Here is a 22771-nt window from a genome sequence, read left to right as displayed (position 1 = left end):
AGAAGCTTGCTGGAGGTATCAGAAGTGCGAATGCTGACATGAGTAACGACAATGGGTGTGAAAAACATCCACGCCGAAAGACCAAGGGTTCCTGCGCAACGTTAATCGACGCAGGGTTAGTCGGTCCCTAAGGCGAGGCTGAAGAGCGTAGTCGATGGGAAACAGGTTAATATTCCTGTACTTCTAGTTACTGCGATGGAGGGACGGAGAAGGCTAGGCCAGCTTGGCGTTGGTTGTCCAAGTTTAAGGTGGTAGGCCGAACACTTAGGCAAATCCGGGTGTTCAAGGCCGAGAGCTGATGACGAGTCGTCTTTTAGATGATGAAGTGGTTGATGCCATGCTTCCAGGAAAAGCTTCTAAGCTTCAGGTAACTAGGAACCGTACCCCAAACCGACACAGGTGGTCGGGTAGAGAATACCAAGGCGCTTGAGAGAACTCGGGTGAAGGAACTAGGCAAAATGGCACCGTAACTTCGGGAGAAGGTGCGCCGATGAGGGTGAAGCATTTACTGCGTAAGCCCATGTCGGTCGAAGATACCAGGCCGCTGCGACTGTTTATTAAAAACACAGCACTCTGCAAACACGAAAGTGGACGTATAGGGTGTGACGCCTGCCCGGTGCCGGAAGGTTAATTGATGGGGTTAGCGAAAGCGAAGCTCTTGATCGAAGCCCCGGTAAACGGCGGCCGTAACTATAACGGTCCTAAGGTAGCGAAATTCCTTGTCGGGTAAGTTCCGACCTGCACGAATGGCGTAACGATGGCGGCGCTGTCTCCACCCGAGACTCAGTGAAATTGAAATCGCTGTGAAGATGCAGTGTATCCGCGGCTAGACGGAAAGACCCCGTGAACCTTTACTGTAGCTTTGCACTGGACTTTGAGCCTGCTTGTGTAGGATAGGTGGGAGGCTTTGAAGCGTGGACGCCAGTCTGCGTGGAGCCAACCTTGAAATACCACCCTGGCATGCTTGAGGTTCTAACTCTGGTCCGTCATCCGGATCGAGGACAGTGTATGGTGGGCAGTTTGACTGGGGCGGTCTCCTCCTAAAGAGTAACGGAGGAGTACGAAGGTGCGCTCAGACCGGTCGGAAATCGGTCGCAGAGTATAAAGGCAAAAGCGCGCTTGACTGCGAGACAGACACGTCGAGCAGGTACGAAAGTAGGTCTTAGTGATCCGGTGGTTCTGTATGGAAGGGCCATCGCTCAACGGATAAAAGGTACTCCGGGGATAACAGGCTGATACCGCCCAAGAGTTCATATCGACGGCGGTGTTTGGCACCTCGATGTCGGCTCATCACATCCTGGGGCTGAAGCCGGTCCCAAGGGTATGGCTGTTCGCCATTTAAAGTGGTACGCGAGCTGGGTTTAGAACGTCGTGAGACAGTTCGGTCCCTATCTGCCGTGGACGTTTGAGATTTGAGAGGGGCTGCTCCTAGTACGAGAGGACCGGAGTGGACGAACCTCTGGTGTTCCGGTTGTCACGCCAGTGGCATTGCCGGGTAGCTATGTTCGGAATAGATAACCGCTGAAAGCATCTAAGCGGGAAACTAGCCTCAAGATGAGATCTCACTGGGAACTTGATTCCCCTGAAGGGCCGTCGAAGACTACGACGTTGATAGGTCGGGTGTGTAAGCGCTGTGAGGCGTTGAGCTAACCGATACTAATTGCCCGTGAGGCTTGACCATATAACACCCAAACAATTTGTGTGTTCGATGGTGAAGTCGACGAACCGAAAGTTCGTGTGAACCGCAAATGACTGTCACATACCCGAATCTGGATGAGCGTGTGCGAATGCCACGAACGTCCTAAAGAATTGCTTGACGACCATAGAGCGTTGGAACCACCTGATCCCATCCCGAACTCAGCAGTGAAACGACGCATCGCCGATGGTAGTGTGGGGTTTCCCCATGTGAGAGTAGGTCATCGTCAAGCGCCTATCCCAAAGCCCCTGGTTAGCGAAAGCTGGCCGGGGGCTTTGTTTTTGCGCGCGGGAAAGTTGGGCTGGGTGCGGGGGCCTCCAACCCAACCCGAACCCGTAGTGCGTGCTGAGACGGCGGCTATCGCGGACGGAGTCCGCTCCTGCGGGTGCAATGCCCTGCCTGGGGCGCTGTTCGTGAACTTTGTAGCCAACGAACTGGCCTGTGGATAGGATGGCTTTCGATCTCTGGGCAGATTGTCTGCCTGACTGCTGGGGCGTTGTCGAGTAGCGCCAGGAAGCACGGTGTGATGCCTCGGTCCCTGTTTCCTCACAAAAAATTCGCAAAGACTCGATGCTTATGCTTCGCAGCGTCGGGCGCTTGGTCTCGTCTACAATAGCGTCAACTTTTCTCTGAGTTTTTTCATGTCCGAAATCCAAGGTGACGCGCTACAGCACCTGCCGTTGGATCAACTGACCGCTTGCCATGAATGCGATCTGTTGATGCGGCGCGTGGCTGTGCCGCTAGGGCAGAAGTCGGTTTGCCCTCGATGCGGCTACGAGCTGGAAATACACCGGCCTCACATGGTGCGACGCGCATTGGCGTTGGTGCTGACGGCGTTGCTGCTCTACATACCGGCCAATTTCATGCCGATCATGCATATCACCATCCTCGGCCAGACCAGTACCGATACGGTCTGGAGCGGGGTGCAGGGTCTTTATGGGTCGAGCATGAAGGGCGTCGCTGTCCTGGTGTTCCTGTGCAGCATGGTCATCCCGCTGGCCAAGTTGCTCTGCCAGTTGTTCGTGCTGTTGACCCTGCGTTTCAAGACGATGCGCGAGCAGGGCATGTTGCTGTTGCGTGGATACCAGCACCTGCGCGAATGGGGGATGCTCGAGGTTTACCTGATGGGCATCCTGGTGTCGATCGTGAAGCTGATCGGTATGGCCGAGTTGCATATCGGATTGGGGCTGGCCTGCTTCGTGGCCTTGTTGTTCACCCAGGTGTGGCTTGAGGTGACCATGCCGCATCACCAGGTCTGGGGCGAGTTGTCCGGGGAGTTCGACGATGCGAGCCATTGATGCCGGTGTGCTGATCTGCGGCGAGTGCCACCAGCTCAATCGGCGCGTCGAGGACGACGAAACCACCTGCAGCCGCTGCGGTTCGGTGGTGCACGAACGTAAGCCGAACAGCCTGGCGCGGACCTGGGCGCTGCTGATCACGGCTGCCGTCCTCTATATCCCGGCCAACCTCCTGCCGATCATGACGGTCAATTTCCTGGGCAATGGCATGCCCGCGACCATCATGGAAGGGGTGATCGAGCTGATCAACGCGGATATGGTGCCGATTGCCGCGGTGGTCTTCGTTGCCAGTATCCTGGTTCCCACCTTCAAGCTGGTCGGCATCACCCTGCTGCTGTATTCGGTGCAGCGTCACCAACCCATGTCAGCCAGGCAGCGGATCATGATGTACCGCTTCATCGAGTGGATCGGGCGCTGGTCGATGCTCGATATCTTCGTCATCGCGATCCTGGTGGCTCTGGTGAATTTCGGCAATCTGGCCACTATCGAGGCAGACCTCGGTGCGGCCGCCTTCGCCAGCGTGGTGGTACTGACCATGCTGGCAGCAGTGACCTTCGATCCCCGGTTGATCTGGGATAACACGGACGCGGAAAACGACAATGAGTGATCTTCCCACCCCGAAGATGCGCAAGACCTCCAACTGGTCGGCAATCTGGATCCTGCCGCTGATCGCCCTGGCGATCGGCGCCTGGCTGGCCTGGAGGGCCTACGACCAGGCAGGGATCATGATCGATATCCGCTTTGAAAGCGGCGATGGAATCCAGATCAACAAGACCGAAGTGATCTTCAAGGGCATAGGCGTCGGCAAGGTCGTCGACCTGCACGTGAACAAGCCTGACCTGGGGGTTACCGCGTCCGTCGAGATGCGCAAGGAAGCGGGCGAATACCTGAGCAAGGAAACCCGCTTCTGGCTGGTGAAGCCGCGCGTGTCGCTGGCCGGGGTCACTGGCCTGGAAACCCTGGTGTCGGGTAACTACATCGCCATTGACCCGGTGAAAGGCGAACAGCAGAAGGAGTTCACCGCACTGAAGGAGCCGCCGCCGCTGTCCGATAGCCTGCCCGGTCTGCACCTGACACTGAAGGCCGATCGGTTGGGCTCGCTGGAGCAGGGCAGCCCGATCTATTACCGGCAGATTCAGGTGGGGCAGGTGAAAAGCTATCACCTGGCGGAAGACCAGAAGACCATCGAGGTGAAGATTCACATCGAGCCGGCCTATGCCAACCTCGTGCGCAAACATACGCGCTTCTGGAACGCCAGCGGCATCACCCTGTCCGGCGACCTGAGTGGCCTCAAGCTGCGTACTGAGTCGCTGGCCTCCATCGCCGCGGGCGGTATCGCCTTTGCCACGCCGGATAACTACCCGGACAGCCCGCCGACGGATTCGACCAAACCCTTCCGCCTCTACGAAGACTACGATGCCGCCCAGGCGGGCTTGGGGGTCAAGCTCAAGGTCACCGATGTCAGCGGCCTCAACGCCGGCAGCACGCCGGTGATGTACAACGGCGTGCAGGTCGGTACCGTGAAGAGCATCGACATGGACCAGGATTTCAACGGCGCCACCGCGTCGCTGTCCATGGATCCGCGCACCGAAGACTTCCTCAATAGCGACACCGAGTTCTGGCTGGTCAAGCCGAGCATTTCCCTGGCGGGTATCACCGGCCTGGAAGCGCTGGTGAAGGGCAACTACATCAGCGTGCGCTTCGCCAAGACCGGCGAGCCGACCCGCGATTTCGTCATCCGTCCCAAGGCACCGCCGCTGAACCTGGACTCTCCGGGCCTGCACCTGGTGCTGACGACCGACAAGCTGGGCTCGTTGGAAGTGGGCACGCCGATCCTCTATCGGCAGATGAAGGTGGGTAGCGTGCAGAGCTACCAGCTGTCTCGCCGTGATCCGTCACGGATAGTCATCGGCGCCCATATTGAGCCGGAGTACGCCAAGTTGGTGAACACCTCGACGCGTTTCTGGAACGTCAGCGGGGTGACGGTCAGTGGTGGACTCGATGGGATCAAGCTGAAAAGCGAGTCGCTGCAAACCCTGATTGCCGGCGGCATCTCCTTCGATACCCCAGACCCCAAGGCGCCGCCGGTGACCAAGGTGCGTCGCTTCGCGCTGTTCGACAGCGAGGAAGTGGCCCATGCCAAGGGGCGGATGATCGAGCTGCGCGCCGATACCGCCGACGGCCTGAAGGAAGGCACCGTACTGCGCTACAAGGGCCTGGAAGTAGGGCGCGTCGAGCAGGTCGAGCTGAGCAAGGACCTGAGCGGCGTGGTCATGAAGGCGCGCCTGACTCGTGCGGAAGACCGCATCGCTCGCCAGGGCACCCGCTTCTGGGTGGTCGGACCGGAGGTCGGGCTTAACGGGGTGTCCAACCTGGGCACTATTGTCAGCGGCCAGTACATCGAAGTGCTGCCGGCCGACAAAGCGGGCCAGGCACAGACCGCCTTCAGCGTGCTGGCCAGCCAGCCGAACCGTCTGCTGGAGGGCGATGGCCTCCGCCTGACCCTCAGCGCACCCCGTCGCGGCTCGCTGAAGGTGGGGGTGCCGGTGACCTACCGCGAGGTGCAGGTGGGCAAGGTGACCTCCTTCGAACTGGGTGAGACCGCCGACCGTGTACTGATCCACATCCTGATCGAGCCGCGCTATGCACCGCTGGTGCGTACCGGCAGCCGCTTCTGGAACACCAGCGGTGTCGGTGTGGACGCGGGCCTGTTCAAGGGGGTGAAGGTGCGTACCGAATCCTTCGAGACCATCCTCGCCGGCGGCGTCGCCTTCGCCACCCCGAACAACGCCGACATGGGCTCGCCGGCCAAGCCGGGACAGACCTTCGCGCTGTTCGACGAGTCCAACGAGGAGTGGCTGGACTGGGCGCCGAAGATCCCGCTGGGCAAGGCGAACTGAGTTTCAGCAGTAGAGAAAAAGGGCCGCGAATGCGGCCCTTTTTCATTTCACGGTTGTTCGCAGGGTAGGAGCAACGCTTGTAGGGTGGCGTGGAGCGAAGCGATACCCATCAGCATTGTCGATCAGGGGCAGCATGGGTATCGCAAGCTCCACCTATCCTACGAACTGGACTTCGGTGTTATGCGATTCGCGAGCAAGCTCGCTCCTACAAGAGCAGGTCCGCGCGGAGCCCAGAAAGCAAAAGCCCCGCAATGCGGGGCTTTTGCTTTAACGCGGAGAGGATCACGCCGGTTCGGCGCTGGCCTCCACATCGTTGTGCGCAGCCTTCTCGGTATCCCGGCGACGGATGAACTTCCAGTCAGCCTCGTCGATGTAGATGCCGTTGGGGCCGCTGCCGCCTTCCAGGTCGATGGCCACCTGGGCCGAGACCTGCGGCTTCACGCTCGCCAGGATCGGCACGAAGCCCAACTGCAGGCTGGTCTCCAGCAGCGCCGACTGGTTGCGTTCGTCGATGTCCGCCGCCTCGTCGAGGTAGTAGGGCAGACGCACACGGCCGGCTTGTTCACGGTCCATCAGGTGCAGCAACAGGTACATGTTGGTCAGCGCCTTGATGGTCATGGTGGTGCCGTTGGATGCCGCGCCGTCGATGTCGGTGTGCATGATCGGCTGGCCGCCCATCTTGGTGATCTCGAACGCCAGCTCGAACAGGTCCTTCAGGCCCAGCTGGTTGTTGTTCGCCGCCACCAGGCGCGACAGGTAGTCCTTGGCTTCCTCGTTCTTCGCATCCTGCTCGGCGCTCTGGGTCAGGTCGAACACCGAGAGGTTCTCGCCTTCCTCGTACTGGCCGGCGCTGTGGATGATCTGGTCGATGTGCTTGAGCGCGTCCTTGTTGGGCGCCAGTACGATGCGGAAGCTCTGCAGGTTCGACACCTGGCGCTTGTTGATCTCGCGGTTGAACAGCGCCAGCTGGTGTTCCAGGTTGTCGTAGTCGCTGCGGATGTTGCGCAGGGTACGGGCGATGTCGGTGACCGCCGCACGGCGCGCCTTGGCCAGAGTAAGGGCTTCGTCGGTGCGGTGCGCGTAGGCGTTGATCAGCAGTTGCAGGCGACGTTCCGGATCATCCTCGCTGTCGAACTTGGCCACGCCCTTCAGGCGTACCTGGGCGTACAGCGCTTCGATCTGGCCGTCCACGCGCTGCAGCGACTGCCAGGTGTCCTGGTAGTCGTTGAGCAACGGCAGCAGGTTATCCATGGAGTCGTCTACCGGGTCCATGAACGGCGTGCCGAAGGGCAGGTCGGCCGGCAGCAACTGGCGGCGGCGCAGGGCGTCGTCGAGGGTGCGCTGCTTGGCTTCCAGGTCGGCCAACTGGCGGCCGATCAGTTGCAGCTTGGCGGAGAGCTGCTGGACGCGTTCGGTGAAGGCGTCGGCGGAGCGCTTGAGTTCGTCCTGGGTGGCTTCCAGTTGGGCGAGCTGTTCCAGCTTGGCCGGCTCTTCGGCGTTCAGGGTCTGGCTGCGGCGGAAGTCCTCCAGCGCCTTTTGCGCATCGAGCACGTCCTGGTACAGCTTGTCCGCCTGCGCCTTGCTGGCGTTGCGGTCGGCGGCCACGGCCTGCTGGGTCTTGAGCTGCTTGAGCTCCTTCTCCAGGCGCTCCTTCTGGTCGCGCAGGGCGGCGCGGTCGGCCAGGGCCTGCAGCGCCGGTGGCTCGATGGTGGAAAGGTCGATGGAGAGGCCGGGCACCTCGAAGCGCTCGCCCTTGAAGGCGTCGAGGATCTTCTCGACGCTGCCGACCCACTGGCCGTCCTCGTCCAGGTTCACGCCTTTCTCGCCCAGCGGCAGGCTGAACAGCGCGCCGTTGAACAGGCGCATCAGGCGCTCCACGTCCTGCTGGGAGAACTCCTCGCGCAGGCGTGCGTAGCTGTTGTTGTCGGCGTGTTCGAGCTGCTGGCGAACGCCCTTCAGGCGCTTCTCCAGGTCACGCATGCGCTCTTCCAGGTCTTCGCTGGAGAACTGCCGGGAGTGCGCCAGGGCGCCGGCCAGTTCGTCGTGGGCGTCCTTGGCGGCGAGCAACTGCTGCTCCAGCACCTTGGCATCCTCGACCAGCGCGAAGCGATTCTTCAGCACGGCCAGTTCGCCCATCCAGCGCTGGATCTCGCTGATCTCGCGCTCCAGGCGCATCAGCTCGGCGGTGCTGCCGCGCTGTTCGTTCTGCAGGCCGTCCTGCTCGCGGCGATAGTGCTCGGCCTGGATGACCAGCTCTTCCTTGCGCGCGCCGGAATAGTCTTCCCACGTGCCCAGCAGGTTATCCAGCAGCGGCGAGAGGCGGTGCATCTTGCCGCGCAGGATTTCGCGCTGCGCCACGCCGTTGGCCAGGGCCTCGACCAGCGGGCCGGCGGCGACCAGGGCCTGGTAGTCGCCCTCCATACGGCGTACGTCGCGGAAGGCTTCCTCGCAGGCGGCGATGTAGTCGACGCTGCCCGAACGCAGGCTGTGCTCGAAGGCATCGAGGAACAGCTGCTTGAGCTTGGCCGCGGTGATCTCGCGCATGTGCAGCAGGTTGATGAACAGCGAGCGGAAGGTCTTCAGGCTCTGTTCACTGGTGGAGCGCAGCGGGATCAGGGTCAGGTCCAGTGGGATCGAGGTGTGGCCGCCGACCAGCAGGCGGCGCAATTCGTCCGGCTTCAACTCATAGGACTTGATGCCCTCGCGCTCGAGGTTCGCGTACAGCTCGCGCAGGCGCAGGCAGGTGCCGTTCTTCTGGTAGTGCTCCAGGTCCAGTTCGCCCTGGTAGGCGAAGAACTGGTGACCGAAGCCGCCGCCTGGGCCGCGACCACCACAACCAATGACGTGACGGCCGTGGGGCAGGTCCAGCTCGATGAGGATGTAGCTGGTGTCGGTGGCGAAGTAGAATTTGCGCGAGGCTTCCAGGCTGTACTTGCCGAAGCTCATGTCGGACATGCGTGCGAGGATCGGGAACTGCAGCGCGTTGATCGACGCCGACTTGCCGAGGTTGTTCGCGCCGTACACCGACAGCGGCTGTTCCAGTGGGAAGATGCCGAGGCTGTAGCCGGCGGTGTTGAGCAGGGCGAAGCGGCGGATGCCGTAGCGTTCCTGGGTCATGCCTGGGCCTCCATGTCGGCTTGTTCTTCGGCGATGGCGCGGGCGAGGGCGTCTTCTTCGCTCTCTTCTTCCACGATCACGGCAGCAGGTGCTTCAAGGGTGACGATGGCTTCGTCGTCGGCCGGCTCGTCGGCGTAGGACTCCAGGATCACCACCGGCTCGTCGTCCTCGTCCATCAGCGCGGGCGTGGTGAACTGCATTTCGCTGGCGTGCAGGTTGCTGGCCAGGTCGCGGTCCTGCTGGACCGACAGGCAGACGTCGAGGAAGCGGTGGATCGGCGGCAGGAAGCGGTACACGCCGTTGTCCTCGGCGGCGAAGCCGAGCTGGGTGAGGCGGCGCATGACCTTCTCTTCCAGTTCTTCCTGGGTGGTCACCTCGGCCTGCAGGAACAGGTCGCGGTACTTCTCCAGCAGCGGCGGCAGTTCGTCGCGGCCGATGCTGCCGCCATCGAGGACGGCCAGCGGGTCGCGGCCCTGGTCGGCCAGGTGCTCGACGAGGATGAAGGTGAACAGCGCCAGGCGCTGGGCGGTCTTGTTCACCTGGGCGCCGACCTGCTCGGGGACGAAGTAGTAGAAGCCGCGGGTATCGCAGACCAGCTCGTAGCCCAGGCTACGGAACAGCGCGCGGTAGGCGTCCTGCTGGTTGGACAACTGGCTGTACAGCTCCGGGTCGCGGCGGCTGATGTGGAAGCCCTTGAACAGCTCGCGGAAGATCGGCGCGAGCTGGGTCATTTCGGTGAGATTAATCTGCATGCGATTCGCTCTTGCTGTCCTTGCCAGCGCTCTCGCCGGCGATCAGGGCGAAGGAGCACAGGCTGACGCTGTGCTGGAGAGTGTCGTATTGGGCCCGCTCGAGGCGGTCGCGCTGGAAGCGGGCATCGCGGGAGAGGCGCGAGAACCAGTAGAGCAGCTCGTCGGTGGCGCCTTCGGGCTCCTGCTCCAGCAGCCACTGCATCAGGTCCGGCAGCGGCAGCGCGGCCTGGCAGCGGTCGAGCATTTCCCGCGCGGTGCGCGGCGAGCGCTGCGGGCCGTCGCTCTTGCGATTGCCGCTGGCCTTGGGGAAATGCGCCGGCTTTGGCTGGAAGTTGGCCAGCGCGAAGACGTAGCTTTCGACCTGGGACGCGGTGCCCAGGAAGTTGCTCTGCGGCCGGGTGAACATCGGCATGGCGGCCTGGGGCACGGCGTCGATGCCCTTGCGGCGGATGACCGACAGTGCCAGGGCGGCACCGCGGGTGATCGCGTTGTGCCGACGGGCTTCCTCACGCAGCGGCAGCAGCAGTTCGCGGGCGCGGCGCAGGGTGAGTTGGGCGGTGGTCTGCATTTCCAGGATGCGCGCGTGGGTGCGCAGCAGCTGGTCGTCGTCCACCAGTTGGCCGAGGCGTGCCTGTTCGCCGAGCAGGCGCAGCAGCACCTGTTCCACGCGGCGCACGCCTTGTTCGAAGGCGCCGTCGGCGGAGACCAGCTGGATCATCGGCTCGACGTATTCGTCCCAGGTGGCCAGGACTTCCGCGTAGCGCTGGCGCAGCGGAATCTGCCGGTCCTGGGTCTTCGCCCGTTCGGCCACGGCGACCAGTGCCTGTTCGTCGTTGGCCAGCTTCTTCAGCACGTCGCGCACGCGCATGTCGAGCAGGCGCAGTTGGCGGGCCAGGTCGTTGCCGTCGCGCACCTCGAAGGCATCGCGGATATAGCCGGCCAGGCGCTCCAGATGGCGCAGGTAGGCTTCGATCTCCAGGCACAGGCCCAGGCGGTGTTCCTGGCGCAGGTAGGCGAGGAAGTCGTGGATCTGCGCGTTCAGCTCGAAGCGGTTGGGGCTCTTGGCCACCGGGACGAGGATGTCCAGGCGCACCCACTGGTCGAGCAGGGCGGTGATGTCCACCGGGGTGCTGTCGGGCAGCTGGCTGGTGAGCTGGTTGCGCAGCTCCACCAGGCTCAGGGTGCCGGCGTCGAAGCGCTCGCACAGCGGTTCGAGCAGCACCCAGTGTTCGGCGAGGGCGCGTAGTACGCGTCGTGGGTCGATCATCGGCTTGGTTGGGCCCGGAATGAACAAAGGGAGCGATTGTACTGCAAAGGGTCTGCCCTGGCCGACAGAGTGACGAAACGCGTCAGATTGCGACGAGCTCCATCGGCTCATGCGTGAAATGGATCACGGAATTTCGCCGCTAAATAGCTGAATTTTCTGGCATGTTTTCTGCCAGAGTCAGTCGACGAAGACTGATTTATCACCATGACCTACGACGCCGCACTTGCCAAAGCCCGGTGGGCCGAACTGGAGCGCCAGAACGACCTCGACTGGGACCTGGACGCCATCACCGACCGCAACGAAGCCATCGCTTTCCTGCAGCGCTTCGAGAACCGCTTGTGCATCTATTCGTCGTACGTCGAGAAGCTCTACAGCAACTACAGCTTCGTGATCCCGGAGAGCCAGGAAGGCGGCATCACCATCCTGCCGGACGAGCAGGCCTGGTTCGACACCTTCCATGACATTCCCGCCGACGCGGTCGAGCCCACCGGTATCCACATACTGCCCGGCGAGACCATGGGCTACAGCGGCCTGTACCTGAAGATTCCCGGCGAGCACCGCCTGGTGGCGTCCCGCGAGCTGCCATTCCAGGACGGGCTGAAGGTGCTGATCAACCGCTACCGGATGCGCGAGGACTCCTTCCTGCCGGTGCTGGTCAAGGGCGACCTGCGCGAATACGAGGCGCGCATGCCCTCGCTGCACCTGCACCGCCTGAACATCGCCAAGCTCCAGAGCCATTCACGCCTGAACCTGGACTCCATCAAGGGCGCCATCGCCGAGCACCTGATCGGCCTGTTCCGCCAGCGCTGATCCGGTATCTGTAACGCAGGTGTGACGATGGGTAACAACTCCTGCCAACCGCTCGCTCCGCCCGTGCAGGCTTTTCACTTCCGAAGGCACATTTTCTCGACTATGGGTCGGGCCGCCTTGGCGGCCGAATTCCTATAGTGACATCACGGGGTCGAGCCTCCGGTCGCTGCCAAGGAGCGGCCCTGCGCCGGTTGCGCGTCCCCTTCCAATAACAACAGCTCCCCATCAGAGGAGAGTGCCATGCGTCAGTCCTCCGGTCCGCTCATGCGTGCCTTTGCCTTGCTCTGCGGGGGCCTGTTGGCCTGTTCCGCCCAGGCGCGCATGCAATCGATGGATGACGACGAGCTGTCGGCGATCTCGGGGCAGGGCGCGATGCTCACCGTCGATGCCTCCACCTACCAGAACTACCAGTACACCCGGCTCAACTTCGGCGCCGACATCAGCCTGCTGACCAACATCGACCAGCTCAGCCTGGGCAACTACACCCGCACCGGCGCCACCACCGTGTCCAACCAGCCGGCCGACATCCTGATCAACAACTTCGCCCTCGGCCGGGTGGACAATGCCAACTCGCCCGATGCCAAGGTGGTGCCGTTCCAGATCCAGGATCCGTACGTCGAGTTCGCCTTCCAGACCAACAACGGCGTGCGCCAACTGGTGGGCGCACGGGTCGGCTTCGGCAAGGCGCAGGGCGACCTGTCCGGCGATATCCTGTCGATCACCGGCAACCTGCAGGGCCAGATCTACGGCCCGGCGTCCATCGCCTACGACTACTACACCCGCAACGGCTGCCCGAACCTGATCAACTGCCTGGCGCTGGCCGTGGCTGGGGATACGCCGGTCTACGCCGACGTGGTGCTGCTCAAGGCCGGCACCGGCGAGGCCACTATCAATGGCCAGCCGATCAACCGCGCCACCCAGATCGGCATCGCCAAGGGTGACTCGTTGCACTCCGACTCGGGCGGTCTGGTCGCCGCACTGATCCCGACCCTGTCGACCACCAACAACTGCCAGGCGCTGGGCCTGACCACCTGCTTCGACCTGACCAACTACAAGACCATCTACATCGGCAAGCCGGGCTCCACCGATATCAACACCGGCGCCCAGGGCATCTTCTTCTCCCTGCAGAACCAGAACGTGCCCTGGCAGGACCTGGCCAATGCCGGCAAGTTCGTGAACACCCAGTCCGGCGCCTTCGCCAACTTCCCGAAGGTGGGCAATGGCGCGGATGCGGTCTATCCGATCCTGATCAACCTCTACGATGCCCTGCGCGGCCTGCCTCGCCAGTCGACCTGCATGGGCTCCCAGGCGGCGGGGTGCTGACATGAGCGCACGTGCCACACTCATCGCCTGCCTGTTCGGCTGGCTGCTCTGCCTGCCGGCCCAGGCCATGAAGGCCCTGGACGATGACCAGCTGGGAGAAGTCAGCGGCGCGGGCCTGGGCTTCTTCATTGACGGCTTCAGCTACGACCAGGCCAGCGCCTCGGCGAAGATCACCGGGGTGAAGAACAGCGCCAATCAGGATGTCCAGGTGGACATCACCGGCGCCTACATCAAGGGCGCCGGCAGCCAGCGCGGCACGCTCGACACCAAGGCGTACATGGGCACGCCCATGCACCCCTTCACCTTCGGCCCGATCAAGTACAAGGTTGGCGCCAACATCCCGGTCGGGCAGCAGGCGCTGCAGTTGATGACGCCGACCTGGACCGACCCGATCAACGACACGCACAAGTTCGGCCTCTGGTCTTACTACCAGGGCTGCCTGTTCGGCGAGGCCGGTTGCACCGACCCCACCAAGGCGACCAGCAAGATCAATAGCGAGCTCAGCGCGCTGACCACCCAGCGCAACACCCTGCTGAGCACCTATTCCAATGACATGGTCACGTTGAAGTCGGGCATCGACGCCGACATGGTCGTGGTCAACCAGCGCGAGGCCCAGGTGGATGCCGCACAGATCGTGGTGAAGAACAACTACAGCACCATGCAGAGCACATACGCCGTAGCTCCCGCGCGGGTCTGCGACAACGTGCTGGGCATCGCCTGTACCAGCAAGCCGGAGTTCGGCGCCAAGTACGACTGCTCCTTTATCGCCGGTTGCAGTACCAACACCGGGGTGAAGGCCTACAACGACTCGGTGGACGGCTACAACACCAGTACCTCCAACCTGAGCACCGCGCAGCAGAACCTCAGCGCCTCCTGGAACGTCACCCGCAATGGCGTCACCCTCAGCCAGCGCGCCAGCGATTACGACAAGTTCGTCCAGCTCTGCGGGGCGCAAAGCAGCGGCGCCACCACCTGCGTGGGCGGGACCATCACCCGCACGGGAAACAACATCGCCACGGTGAAACTGGTGGCCGACGCCATGCCCGGTTCCGCCGGCACCCGTATCCAGGGCCTGGACATCGGCATCAAGACCCGCTTCACCCTGCCCAGCGTCGCCTACAACAGCGACGGCAGCCGCGGCGCCACTACACAGCGGCAGGACTACTTCAGCATCGCCCTGGAAAACTTCACCCTCAATGGCTCCTACCTCAACCTGTGGGGCGACTCGGCCGGCCTGAAGGCTTCCATGAGCCTGCAGATGTACGCCGACAAGCTGATCATCAGCGGCTGCGAGGTCTGCTCGGACAGCGACCGCGTGGTGGCCAAGAACGTCTACTTCGACCTCAACCTGGGCGACGCCAACTACCAGCCGGCGACCCTCACCGTCGCCAGCAACGGCGACCTGGTCCTCAACGCCCCGGGCGTCACCTGGGCCAACCACACCGCCTTCTATCAGAACGTGCAGAAGAGCAATATCAGCATCGGCAACCTGAACATCGGCGGTACCGACCTTGGCTCCCAGGCTGTACGGGGCATGCGGATCGACTACCTGAACGTGCGTACCGTCAACCTGCCGCGCCAATGACATGAGGAGCATCGCCGTGAACCGCCTGCCCCGTCGATTCCTGAGTGCCTTGCTGCTGCTCGCCGCCGCTGGCGCCCACGCCGAGATGCGCAACCTGGACGACAGCGAGATGTCCGACGTCAGCGGCCAGGACGGCGTCAGCCTGAGCGTCAACTTCAACCTCGCCCCGGTGGCCAGCGACACCCGCTGTACCGGTGGTTGCGGTGCGCGCCTGGCGATCCAGCCGCTCAACAGCACCGGCTTCATCGTGCTGGACAACATCAAGGGCGCCTTCAGCTTCGATGGCATGAGCCTGGACATAGTGACCATCAACAGCGGCTTCAACGGCGACGGCGCGCTGTTCAACCGCCAGGCCATGAAGATCGGCCTGACCAATGCCAGCGCCACCAACCTGCAGTTCACCCTCGGCGGCGCCAACCAGGGCAAGGTCGCCGCCAGCGGCCTGCAGCAGACCAACCTGCTCACCTACCAGGCCACCGGCGCGATCAAGCTGACCGGTAACGTATATGTGTTCGGCACCCAGTAACCGCTGACCGGCCTTTCCCCTCGGCGCGTTTCACGCGACAATCCCGCCTCGATGTGCCGGCCTGCTCGTGCAGGCTCCACTTACAGGTAACCGCCCCTTGATCGAAGAAGCCCGCCGCCGCGCCTACCTCGGCGCCATGCAGGTCGCCACCTGGCTGCCGCGCGTGGCGTTGCCGTTCGCCGCACCGTCGCGCCCGGAACTGCTGGAAACGCCCGCGCCCCTCGCCGTCGAGAAAGCGCCGCCGGCGCCCGTCGCCGAAGTCGCGCGCGAAGCCGCCCCGGTTGCAGCCGCTCCTGCTGCCGCGCCCGTGGGGGAGCCCGGTTCGATCGCCGCCCGCCTGATGCCCAAGCCTGCGTCGCCAGCCAAGGCGACGGCCCCTGTGAGCGCCGAAGAGCCGGCTGCGGCGGAAGCCGAGCCCGTGGTCCGCGCCCCGGTCGCTCCGCCGCCACGCTTCGCCCTGCAATTGCTGCGCGCCGGCGAGTGTGCCCTGCTGGTGGAACTGCCTACCGGCGAGCCCCTGGCCAGCCGTGACCCGGCCTACCTGTTGCTGAAGGACCTGCTGCGCGCCGCCGGCCTGCCGGAGAGCCCGCAACTGCTGGGTGAGCCGGTGCGCTGGCCGCTGTTCGCCGGCGGCAACATGGACCAGGGGCCGCAAGCCGCCCGCGAGTTCGTCCAGGGCTTCGTCGCCGCCCGCCTGGAAGACGGTGCACCCTGCCGCTTGCTGTGGCTGGTCGGCATGCCCGCCGTGCGCTACGCCGGCGAAGCGGACGAAGAGTCCCTGCTGCGCGAGCTGCAAGTCGAAGGCCTGGGTGTCGCCTGGGCCCTGCCGGGCCTCGAACGCCTGGCCGAAGAACCCTCTTTGAAAGCCGACCTGTGGCGCGCCATGCGCCGGGTTCGGCAACGCTGGATGAGTCAGACCACCGCATGAGCGATGCCGTTTCCTTCCGCCCGATGACCGAGGCGGACCTCGATTCCGTTCTCAAGATCGAATACGCCGCCTTCAGCCACCCCTGGACGCGCGGCATCTTCGCCGATGCCCTGAACAGCTACGAATGCTGGGTGATGTTCGAAGGCACCCAGCAGGTCGGCCACGGCGTGATCCAGCTGATCCTCGACGAGGCGCACCTGCTCAACATCACCGTCAAGCCGGAGAGCCAGGGCCGCGGCCTGGGCCTGACCCTGCTGGAGCACCTGATGAAGCGCGCCCACGAACGGGGCGCGGTGGAATGCTTCCTCGAAGTGCGCGAGTCCAACCAGCCGGCCTACCGCCTGTACGAGCGCTACGGCTTCAACGAAGTCGGCCGGCGCCGTGGCTACTACCCGGCGGTCGGCGGTCGCGAAGATGCCCTGGTGATGGCCTGCACCCTGGTCGAGTGAGCCTGCTGGCGCAGAAACGCTGGGCGTATAACGCTCGACGTCATACGCCGTTTGACCTGGGTTTCCGGCCGCGCGAAATACATCCTGGACGCCCTGTCATCGAGCGCTGCGAACTCGCCCCGCGCACCAACTGATAATCAGGATGTATCGGCGTACAACCGCGAACGTACGGGCTTAAGAGCGAGAGCGGAAGCTGCGCTCCCGTAGGGGCGGACCTTGTCCGCGAAATCTCCCGGATGAATCCGTTCTGCCAGGGGGCTACCGCTGCATCGCGCCCCTCCGTCCGCGATATCTCCCCCCCAGCGCGCCGAAATCGCGACTAGACCCGCCCCACACACGCCACACTACCCGCCGCTTCGACTCCCCCACAAAAACCGGGAAATTTCCTGCCCGACGGGTTTTTCCGACGACCATTCCTGACTTACCCTTAGGACCAATAACAACAAGAACATAAGGTCGCAAACATGAATCGCAGCGATGTGATCGTGGTGGGCGCCGGTATCTCGGGGCTGACCGCGGCCTGGCGTCTGGCATCGGCCGGACTACGGGTGAAAGTGCTGGAGGCCAACAAGCGCGTCGGAGGACGAACCCTCAACCATCGCTTCGCCAGCGGCGAAGTGGTCGAGGTGGGCGGCCAGTGGGTCGGCCCGACCCAGGACCGCATCCTTTCCCTGATCGCCGAGCTGAACCTTTCGACTTTTCCGCAATGGAACCAGGGCGACAACCTCACCCTGTTCGGCGGCCGTCTCAAACCCTATCGCGGCACCATTCCCAAGTTTCCTCCCCACGTCCTGCTGGATGTGATGCAGGCCCACGTGCGCCTGGATCGCATGGCACGGGAAGTCCCCCTGAGCGACCCCAGCCTGCACCCCAAGGCCAGCCAGTGGGACAGCCTGACCTTCGCCGAGTGGCTGCGCCGCAACCTGCGCACCTCCACCGGCCGCAAGGTCTTCGAGCTGATGAGCGGCGCCGTGTTCGCCGCCAGCCCCCATGACCTGTCGTTCCTCCACGTCCTCTTCTATATCCGCAGCGGCACCAACCTCGACACCCTGCTCGGCGTCGAAGGCGGCGCCCAGCAGGAGCGTATCCTCGGTGGCTCCCAGCGTATCTGCCAGACCCTTGCCGAGCGCCTGGGCGACGCGGTGCTCACCGGCGAGCCGATCCGCGCCGTACGGCAGAACGACCGTGGCGTCGAACTGGTCAGCGACCGTGGCGTGCACCACGCCTCGCGGGTGATCTTCGCCATCCCGCCGACCCAGCTGCTGCGCATCACCCAGGAACCGCTGCTGCCCAGCTGGCGCGACCAGCTCCTGCAACGCCTGCCGCAAGGCGCGGTGATCAAGTGCATGGCGCTCTACGACAAACCCTTCTGGCGCGACCGGGGCTTCTCCGGCCAGGCCACCAGCGAGGTCGGTCCGGTGCGCCTGACCTTCGACAACAGTGTCCCCGACTCGCCGCGTGGCGTGCTGCTCGGCTTCATCGAAGGCGACGAGGCGCGGCAATGGAACGCGCGGCCGGCAGGCGACCGTCGTGGCCAGGTGCTCGACTGCTTCGCCCGTTACTTCGGCGAGGCGGCGCTCAAGCCGGTGGATTACGTGGACAAATCCTGGGCCGAGGAACCCTTCGCCCGTGGCTGCTATGCCGCGTTATTCCCGCCGGGACTGTGGACCAGCGGCGCCGCGCGGCTGCGCGAGCCCTACGGTCGACTGCACTTTGCCGGCACCGAAACGGCGACGCGCTGGATGGGCTATTTCGACGGGGCCGTGGAGGCCGGGGAACGCGCGGCGAGCGAAGTGCTTGGCGCGAGAGACGATCACGGGGAGGAGGATTATGTGCGACACCTTGGTATTGCGTAGCGACGGAGCCACCTGGTTCGCCAAGAACAGCGACCGCGAGCCCGCCGAACCGCAACGCCTGATCCGCCTGCCGGCCGTGCACGGCGACCGCGCGGCGACGGTGCGCACCACCTACCTGGAAATTCCCCAGACCGCCCAGCGCCACGCCGTCATCCTCAGTCAGCCGGCCTGGCTGTGGGGCGCCGAGATGGGCGTCAACGAACGCGGCGTGGCCATTGGCAACGAAGCCGTATTCACCCGCCTGACCATGCGCGAAGGCGAAGCGCTGCTGGGCATGGACCTGCTGCGGCTGGCCCTGGAACGCGCGGCGACCGCCCGCGAGGCGCTGGCCGTCATCACCGAGCTGCTGGAGCGCCACGGCCAGGGCGGACCGGCGGGCTACCGCAACAAGCGCATGCGCTACGACAACAGCTACCTCATCGCCGACCCGCAGGAGGCCTGGGTGCTGGAAACCGCCGGCCGGCTGTGGGCTGCGAAAAAGGTCGAGCGCTGGGCAATCTCCAACGCTCTGACCCTCGGCCACGACTACGACCTCGCCAGCGCCAATCTGGAGGACCATGCGTGCCGTCTGGGTTGCTGGAACGGTCGTGGTGATTTCCACTTCGCCCGCGCCTTCGACGGCCGCGTGCTGCCCTGGATCGCCGGGGCGCGGCAGCGGCGGCAGCTCAACCAGGAATTCCTCGCCCACTGTCCGGCCAAGGTCGACTGGCTGGCGCTGGTGGTCGCCCTGCGCAGCCACGGCCACCGCGGGCATAGGCTCTCGCGCCACGACAACCGCCAGGTCTGCCTGCACGCCGGCAGCTTCTGGCGGCCCTCGCAGACCACCGCCAGCCTGATAGCCCGGCTCGACGGCGGCTCGCCGCGCATGGCCGCCACCGGCACCTCGGCACCGTGCCTGTCGATGTTCCAGCCGCTGGGCTTCGAGCCCGGAGCCGGCACGGGCCTGCTCAGCCGCGAGGAGGCGGCGGTGGAAGAATCCCTCTGGTGGCGCTTCGAAACCGTGCACCAGCGCGCCCTGGCCGACCCCGGCTTCGCCGACGCCCTGCGCGCTGGCCACGGCTGGCTGGAAACCGAGTTGCTGGCCGCGCTGGACAGGCGCACCCTGGATTGGCCGCGCCTGGCCGCCGAAGCTCAGGCCTGGCACGACGCCTGGCACCAGCTGGCGCAGCAGGAGACCCTGCGCCCGCCACGCTGGTGGCGCCTGAACGCGGCCCGCTGAAAGCGCCTTGTCAGGCGCGCCCATGCTGCGTAAGGTGCGGCAGCCAACGATGAGGAGCCGACCATGAGCGATCTGCAGGAACTGTTCGACAACAACGAACGCTGGGCCGAAGCAATCAAGCGGGAAGACCCGGACTTCTTCGCCAAGCTGGCCCGGCAGCAGACCCCCGAATACCTGTGGATCGGCTGCTCCGACGCCCGCGTGCCGGCCAACGAGATCGTCGGCATGCTGCCCGGCGACCTGTTCGTCCACCGCAACGTCGCCAACGTCGTGCTGCACACCGACCTCAACTGCCTGTCGGTCATCCAGTACGCCGTCGACGTGCTCAAGGTGAAGCACATCTTGGTCACCGGCCACTACGGCTGCGGCGGCGTGCGCGCCGCCCTGCAGGACCGCCAGTTCGGCCTGATCGACGGCTGGCTGCGCACCATCCGCGACCTCGCCTACGAATTCCGCGATCATCTCGGCCAGTTCGAAAAGGAAGACGAGCGCGTCGACCGCCTCTGCGAGCTCAACGTCATCCAGCAGGTAGCCAACGTCAGCCACACCAGCATCGTCCAGAACGCCTGGCACCGTGGCCAGCCGCTTTCCGTGCACGGCTGCATCTACGGCATCAACGACGGTCGCTGGAAGAACCTCAACGTCACCGTCAGCGGCCTCGACCAACTGCCGCCGCAATACCGCCTGCGTCCGCTCGGGCAACTCTGAGCCGACCGTCCGCCCGCGCCCCTCAGCGAGGAGCGAGGGCGGATCATGAAAGGACAGACGGCGAGCGGAGGTCAGCGATGCATCGGTTGTGCGTGATACCCGGCGACGGCATCGGCCGCGAAGTGGTGCCGGTGGCAGTCCAGGTACTGCAGCGGCTGCTGCCCGACCTGCGCGTGGAAGAAGCCGAAGCCGGCTGGGACTGCTTCGAACGGCGCGGCGTCTCGGTACCCGACACCACCCTGGCCCGCCTGCGCGCCTGTGGCGCCGGCCTGTTCGGCGCCGTCTCCTCGCCCAGCCACCGCGTCGAAGGCTATCGCAGCGCCATCCTCACCCTGCGCCAGGAGCTGGCGCTCAGCCTCAACCTGCGCCCGGTACGCACCCGCCCGCACGTCTCGCACCACCCGGGCGTCGACCTGCTGATCCTGCGCGAGAACAGCCAAGGCCTCTACAGCGGCCGCGAACACTGGGAATCCGAAGGCGTGGCCATCGCCGAACGGGTCATCACCCGCGCTGCCTGCGACCGCCTGGCCGCCGACGCCTCGCGCATCGCCCGCCAGCGTGGCGCCCGACGCATCACCCTGGTCCACAAGGCCAACGTCCTCCCGCTCACCTGCGGCCTGTTCCGCGACACCTGCCGCGACCGCCTGGTGGAAGACGGCTGGAGCGACGTACTCGACGAACGCCTGGTCGACGTCGCCGCCCTGCAACTGGTGGAACGCCCCGAAGCCTTCGACCTGATCGTCACCACCAACCTCTTCGGCGACATCCTCTCTGACCTCGCTAGCCACTGGGGCGGCGGCCTCGGCATGGCCCCGTCGCTCAACCTCGGCCAGGGCATAGCCCTGGCCGAACCTGTCCACGGCAGCGCCCCCGACATCGCCGGCACCGGCCGCGCCAACCCGCTCGCGGCCATCCTCAGCGCCGGGATGTTGTTGCGTCACCACTGGCAACTCCCCGAACTGGCCGAGCGCATCGATGCGGCGGTGGATGGATTCCTGCGGGAGGAGGGGAGTGTGGACTTCGGTGGGGAGACTACGAAGGTGATCGGGGAGGGCGTGTTGCAGCGCCTGAACTGATTGACCGATCTCGCCGGTCGCCATGATGTCCACTGGTCACCGCCGGGAACTATGCTGAAAGCACCTCCTTCCCCAAGGTGCCCGGCATGTGCGGACGCTACGTCAGCCCCGAAGAGGCCGCCATCGAACGCTACTGGCACATCGGCGCCCGCACCCCGCCGCGCAGGTTGAAAGCCTGCTGCAACGTCGCACCGACCATGACCGTACCCATCCTGCGCCAGGACGAGGCGGCCAACTCGAACTACTGCCCGCCCGCTGGGGCCTGATCCCCACCCGGTGGAAGGAATCCACCCCGCCGCGCTACGCCTTCATCGCCCGCAGCGAGGAAGCCGCCTGCAAGCCTCTCTGGCTCCACGCCCTACGCAACACCCGCTGCCTGATGCCTGCACGAATGGAACGAGAAGGAGAACGTACGCAACCCCGCCGGCCGCCAGGTCCACCAGCCGTACTTCATCCACAGCCCCGCCAATCCCATCATCGTCTTCGCCGGCTTCTGGTCCCTGTGGATAAACCCCAACGGCGAGCCCGTCCTCTCCTGCGCCCTGCTGACCAGATCCGCCGCAGCGAGCCTCGAGCACATCCACCACCGCATGCCCGTGGTGCTGGCGCCGGAGAACTTTGGGGAAGTGCTCTCCACGGCCACACGCGGAGAAGCGCTGGATGACCTGATTCACCATGCACGGGAGGACTTTGCGGGGCACCGGGTGTCGTTGCGGGTATCCGTGAATTCTTCGGCGTGATGGCTGCGCAGGGTGCTTCGGGTGGGTTTGTCGTGGCGTCTGGGAGTTATACGGATGACGCCAAGGAGTTCGCGAAAGGGCGGAATATCCAGCTAGTGGATGGGGGCTCGCGAGACGGTGGATTGCGGGAAATATCAGTGCGGAGAAACAGGGACGTCTCCGAGGTAACTCTGAAGGTGACCCCGCATCACCAGCGGCACCTTCCTGTCCAATTTGTAATGCTGGGATGGTGAGGAGGATTGCGAAGCGCGGATCTAATGCAGGCGGTGATTTTTGCAGGACTCGATCACTCGCAAGGAAACCCGCTACAGCCTACCCGCCCTTGGGGCAGGAGCTGGCCGGCACGGAAGCGGCGGCTCGGGAGTTCATCGAGCTGCGCTGGCGGTGGGGACTCTAGGACGGCTTAGCAAGTTAGCTTAGAGTGCCTTTGGAGGTTATTGAAAGGCACTTTTAAGAGTGCTATTTTTTCTTGGCCAAATCGTAGAGCCGACGCTTTTTTACAACGAGCCGACTCGGTCGCT

19 protein-coding genes, 2 rRNA genes and 1 pseudogene (1 of these 22 running past the window's edge) are annotated in these 22771 nt (G+C 64.2%); 19 read left to right on the top strand and 3 right to left on the bottom strand.

Annotated features, from left to right (window positions below; all coding sequences use genetic code 11):
- The 5 genes from SD196_RS23060 to SD196_RS23040 all read left to right on the top strand — a co-directional run.
- Positions 1-1681, top strand: a 23S ribosomal RNA gene (locus SD196_RS23060) (it extends 1211 nt beyond the left edge of the window).
- 131 nt (positions 1682-1812) lie between these two features.
- Positions 1813-1928 (top strand): 5S ribosomal RNA (gene rrf / locus SD196_RS23055).
- Between the two features lie 409 nt (positions 1929-2337).
- Positions 2338-2994 (top strand): paraquat-inducible protein A, encoded by a 657-nt coding sequence (locus tag SD196_RS23050; protein ID WP_275608672.1) that lies wholly within the window; start codon positions 2338-2340, stop codon positions 2992-2994.
- A complete protein-coding gene (locus tag SD196_RS23045) occupies positions 2981-3601 on the top strand; it encodes a paraquat-inducible protein A (protein WP_275608671.1) in 621 nt (206 codons plus the stop codon). The genes SD196_RS23050 and SD196_RS23045 overlap by 14 nt, the downstream gene beginning before the upstream one ends.
- On the top strand, positions 3594-5894 hold the full coding sequence (locus tag SD196_RS23040) for a PqiB family protein (protein ID WP_275608670.1): 2301 nt from the start codon (positions 3594-3596) through the stop codon (positions 5892-5894). The genes SD196_RS23045 and SD196_RS23040 overlap by 8 nt, the downstream gene beginning before the upstream one ends.
- 282 nt (positions 5895-6176) lie before the next feature.
- Here the strand turns inward: SD196_RS23040 and mksF are convergent, their stop codons facing one another.
- From mksF to mksB, 3 genes are read right to left on the bottom strand one after another with little or no spacing between them, the layout of a single operon-like run.
- The gene (mksF, locus tag SD196_RS23035) at positions 6177-9011 is read right to left on the bottom strand and encodes an Mks condensin complex protein MksF (RefSeq protein ID WP_275608669.1); all 2835 of its coding nucleotides are present in this window, start codon (positions 9009-9011) and stop codon (positions 6177-6179) included.
- Complete coding sequence (gene mksE / locus SD196_RS23030; RefSeq protein ID WP_275608668.1) at positions 9008-9763, bottom strand: Mks condensin complex protein MksE; 756 nt, start codon at positions 9761-9763, stop codon at positions 9008-9010. Before mksE ends, mksF begins: the two co-directional genes overlap by 4 nt.
- The gene (gene mksB, locus SD196_RS23025; protein WP_343577251.1) at positions 9753-11030 is read right to left on the bottom strand and encodes an Mks condensin complex protein MksB; all 1278 of its coding nucleotides are present in this window, start codon (positions 11028-11030) and stop codon (positions 9753-9755) included. The genes mksE and mksB overlap by 11 nt, the downstream gene beginning before the upstream one ends.
- A 204-nt stretch (positions 11031-11234) precedes the next feature.
- Between mksB and SD196_RS23020 the strand changes: the two genes are divergently transcribed.
- The 14 genes and pseudogenes from SD196_RS23020 to SD196_RS22955 all read left to right on the top strand — a co-directional run bounded on the left by SD196_RS23020 (position 11235) and on the right by SD196_RS22955 (position 22483).
- The gene (locus SD196_RS23020) at positions 11235-11840 is read left to right on the top strand and encodes a hypothetical protein (protein WP_275608666.1); all 606 of its coding nucleotides are present in this window, start codon (positions 11235-11237) and stop codon (positions 11838-11840) included.
- A gap of 240 nt (positions 11841-12080) precedes the next feature.
- On the top strand, positions 12081-13163 hold the full coding sequence (locus tag SD196_RS23015) for a hypothetical protein (RefSeq protein ID WP_331319309.1): 1083 nt from the start codon (positions 12081-12083) through the stop codon (positions 13161-13163).
- A 1-nt stretch (position 13164) separates the two neighbouring features.
- The gene (locus SD196_RS23010) at positions 13165-14748 is read left to right on the top strand and encodes a hypothetical protein (RefSeq protein WP_275608664.1); all 1584 of its coding nucleotides are present in this window, start codon (positions 13165-13167) and stop codon (positions 14746-14748) included.
- A gap of 16 nt (positions 14749-14764) precedes the next feature.
- Positions 14765-15274, top strand: coding sequence for a DUF6160 family protein (locus SD196_RS23005; RefSeq protein ID WP_275608663.1), 510 nt, complete (start codon positions 14765-14767; stop codon positions 15272-15274).
- Between the two features lie 97 nt (positions 15275-15371).
- Positions 15372-16202: an energy transducer TonB gene (locus tag SD196_RS23000; protein ID WP_416310718.1), complete on the top strand. Its 831-nt coding sequence runs from the start codon at positions 15372-15374 to the stop codon at positions 16200-16202.
- Positions 16199-16651, top strand: a complete 453-nt coding sequence (gene rimI, locus SD196_RS22995) for a ribosomal protein S18-alanine N-acetyltransferase (protein ID WP_370600050.1) — start codon at positions 16199-16201, stop codon at positions 16649-16651. Before SD196_RS23000 ends, rimI begins: the two co-directional genes overlap by 4 nt.
- Positions 16652-17115: 464 nt before the next feature.
- Positions 17116-18507, top strand: a complete 1392-nt coding sequence (locus SD196_RS22990; protein ID WP_416310717.1) for a flavin monoamine oxidase family protein — start codon at positions 17116-17118, stop codon at positions 18505-18507.
- A complete protein-coding gene (locus tag SD196_RS22985; RefSeq protein ID WP_416310716.1) occupies positions 18482-19726 on the top strand; it encodes a C69 family dipeptidase in 1245 nt (414 codons plus the stop codon). The genes SD196_RS22990 and SD196_RS22985 overlap by 26 nt, the downstream gene beginning before the upstream one ends.
- A gap of 63 nt (positions 19727-19789) precedes the next feature.
- Positions 19790-20434: a carbonate dehydratase gene (can, locus tag SD196_RS22980; protein WP_275608658.1), complete on the top strand. Its 645-nt coding sequence runs from the start codon at positions 19790-19792 to the stop codon at positions 20432-20434.
- Between the two features lie 77 nt (positions 20435-20511).
- Entirely contained in the window at positions 20512-21510 is a 999-nt protein-coding gene (locus SD196_RS22975; RefSeq protein WP_416310715.1) for an isocitrate/isopropylmalate dehydrogenase family protein, read from the top strand.
- An 86-nt stretch (positions 21511-21596) separates the two neighbouring features.
- Positions 21597-21776 (top strand): hypothetical protein, encoded by a 180-nt coding sequence (locus SD196_RS22970; protein WP_331319322.1) that lies wholly within the window; start codon positions 21597-21599, stop codon positions 21774-21776.
- Positions 21755-21838 (top strand): annotated as a pseudogene (locus SD196_RS22965) (SOS response-associated peptidase); the annotation flags it as partial. The gene SD196_RS22970 and the pseudogene SD196_RS22965, both read left to right, overlap by 22 nt.
- 55 nt (positions 21839-21893) lie before the next feature.
- Entirely contained in the window at positions 21894-22250 is a 357-nt protein-coding gene (locus SD196_RS22960) for an SOS response-associated peptidase family protein (RefSeq protein WP_343577734.1), read from the top strand.
- Positions 22250-22483: a restriction endonuclease gene (locus SD196_RS22955; protein ID WP_343577736.1), complete on the top strand. Its 234-nt coding sequence runs from the start codon at positions 22250-22252 to the stop codon at positions 22481-22483. Before SD196_RS22960 ends, SD196_RS22955 begins: the two co-directional genes overlap by 1 nt.
- The last annotated feature ends 288 nt before the right edge of the window (positions 22484-22771 follow it).

Origin of the sequence: Pseudomonas macauensis, from assembly GCF_047902425.1 — a bacterium.
Taxonomy (GTDB): Bacteria; Pseudomonadota; Gammaproteobacteria; order Pseudomonadales; family Pseudomonadaceae; genus Pseudomonas.
Note: the sequence above shows the minus strand (reverse complement) of the source record. Positions and strands in the feature narration are given on the sequence as shown.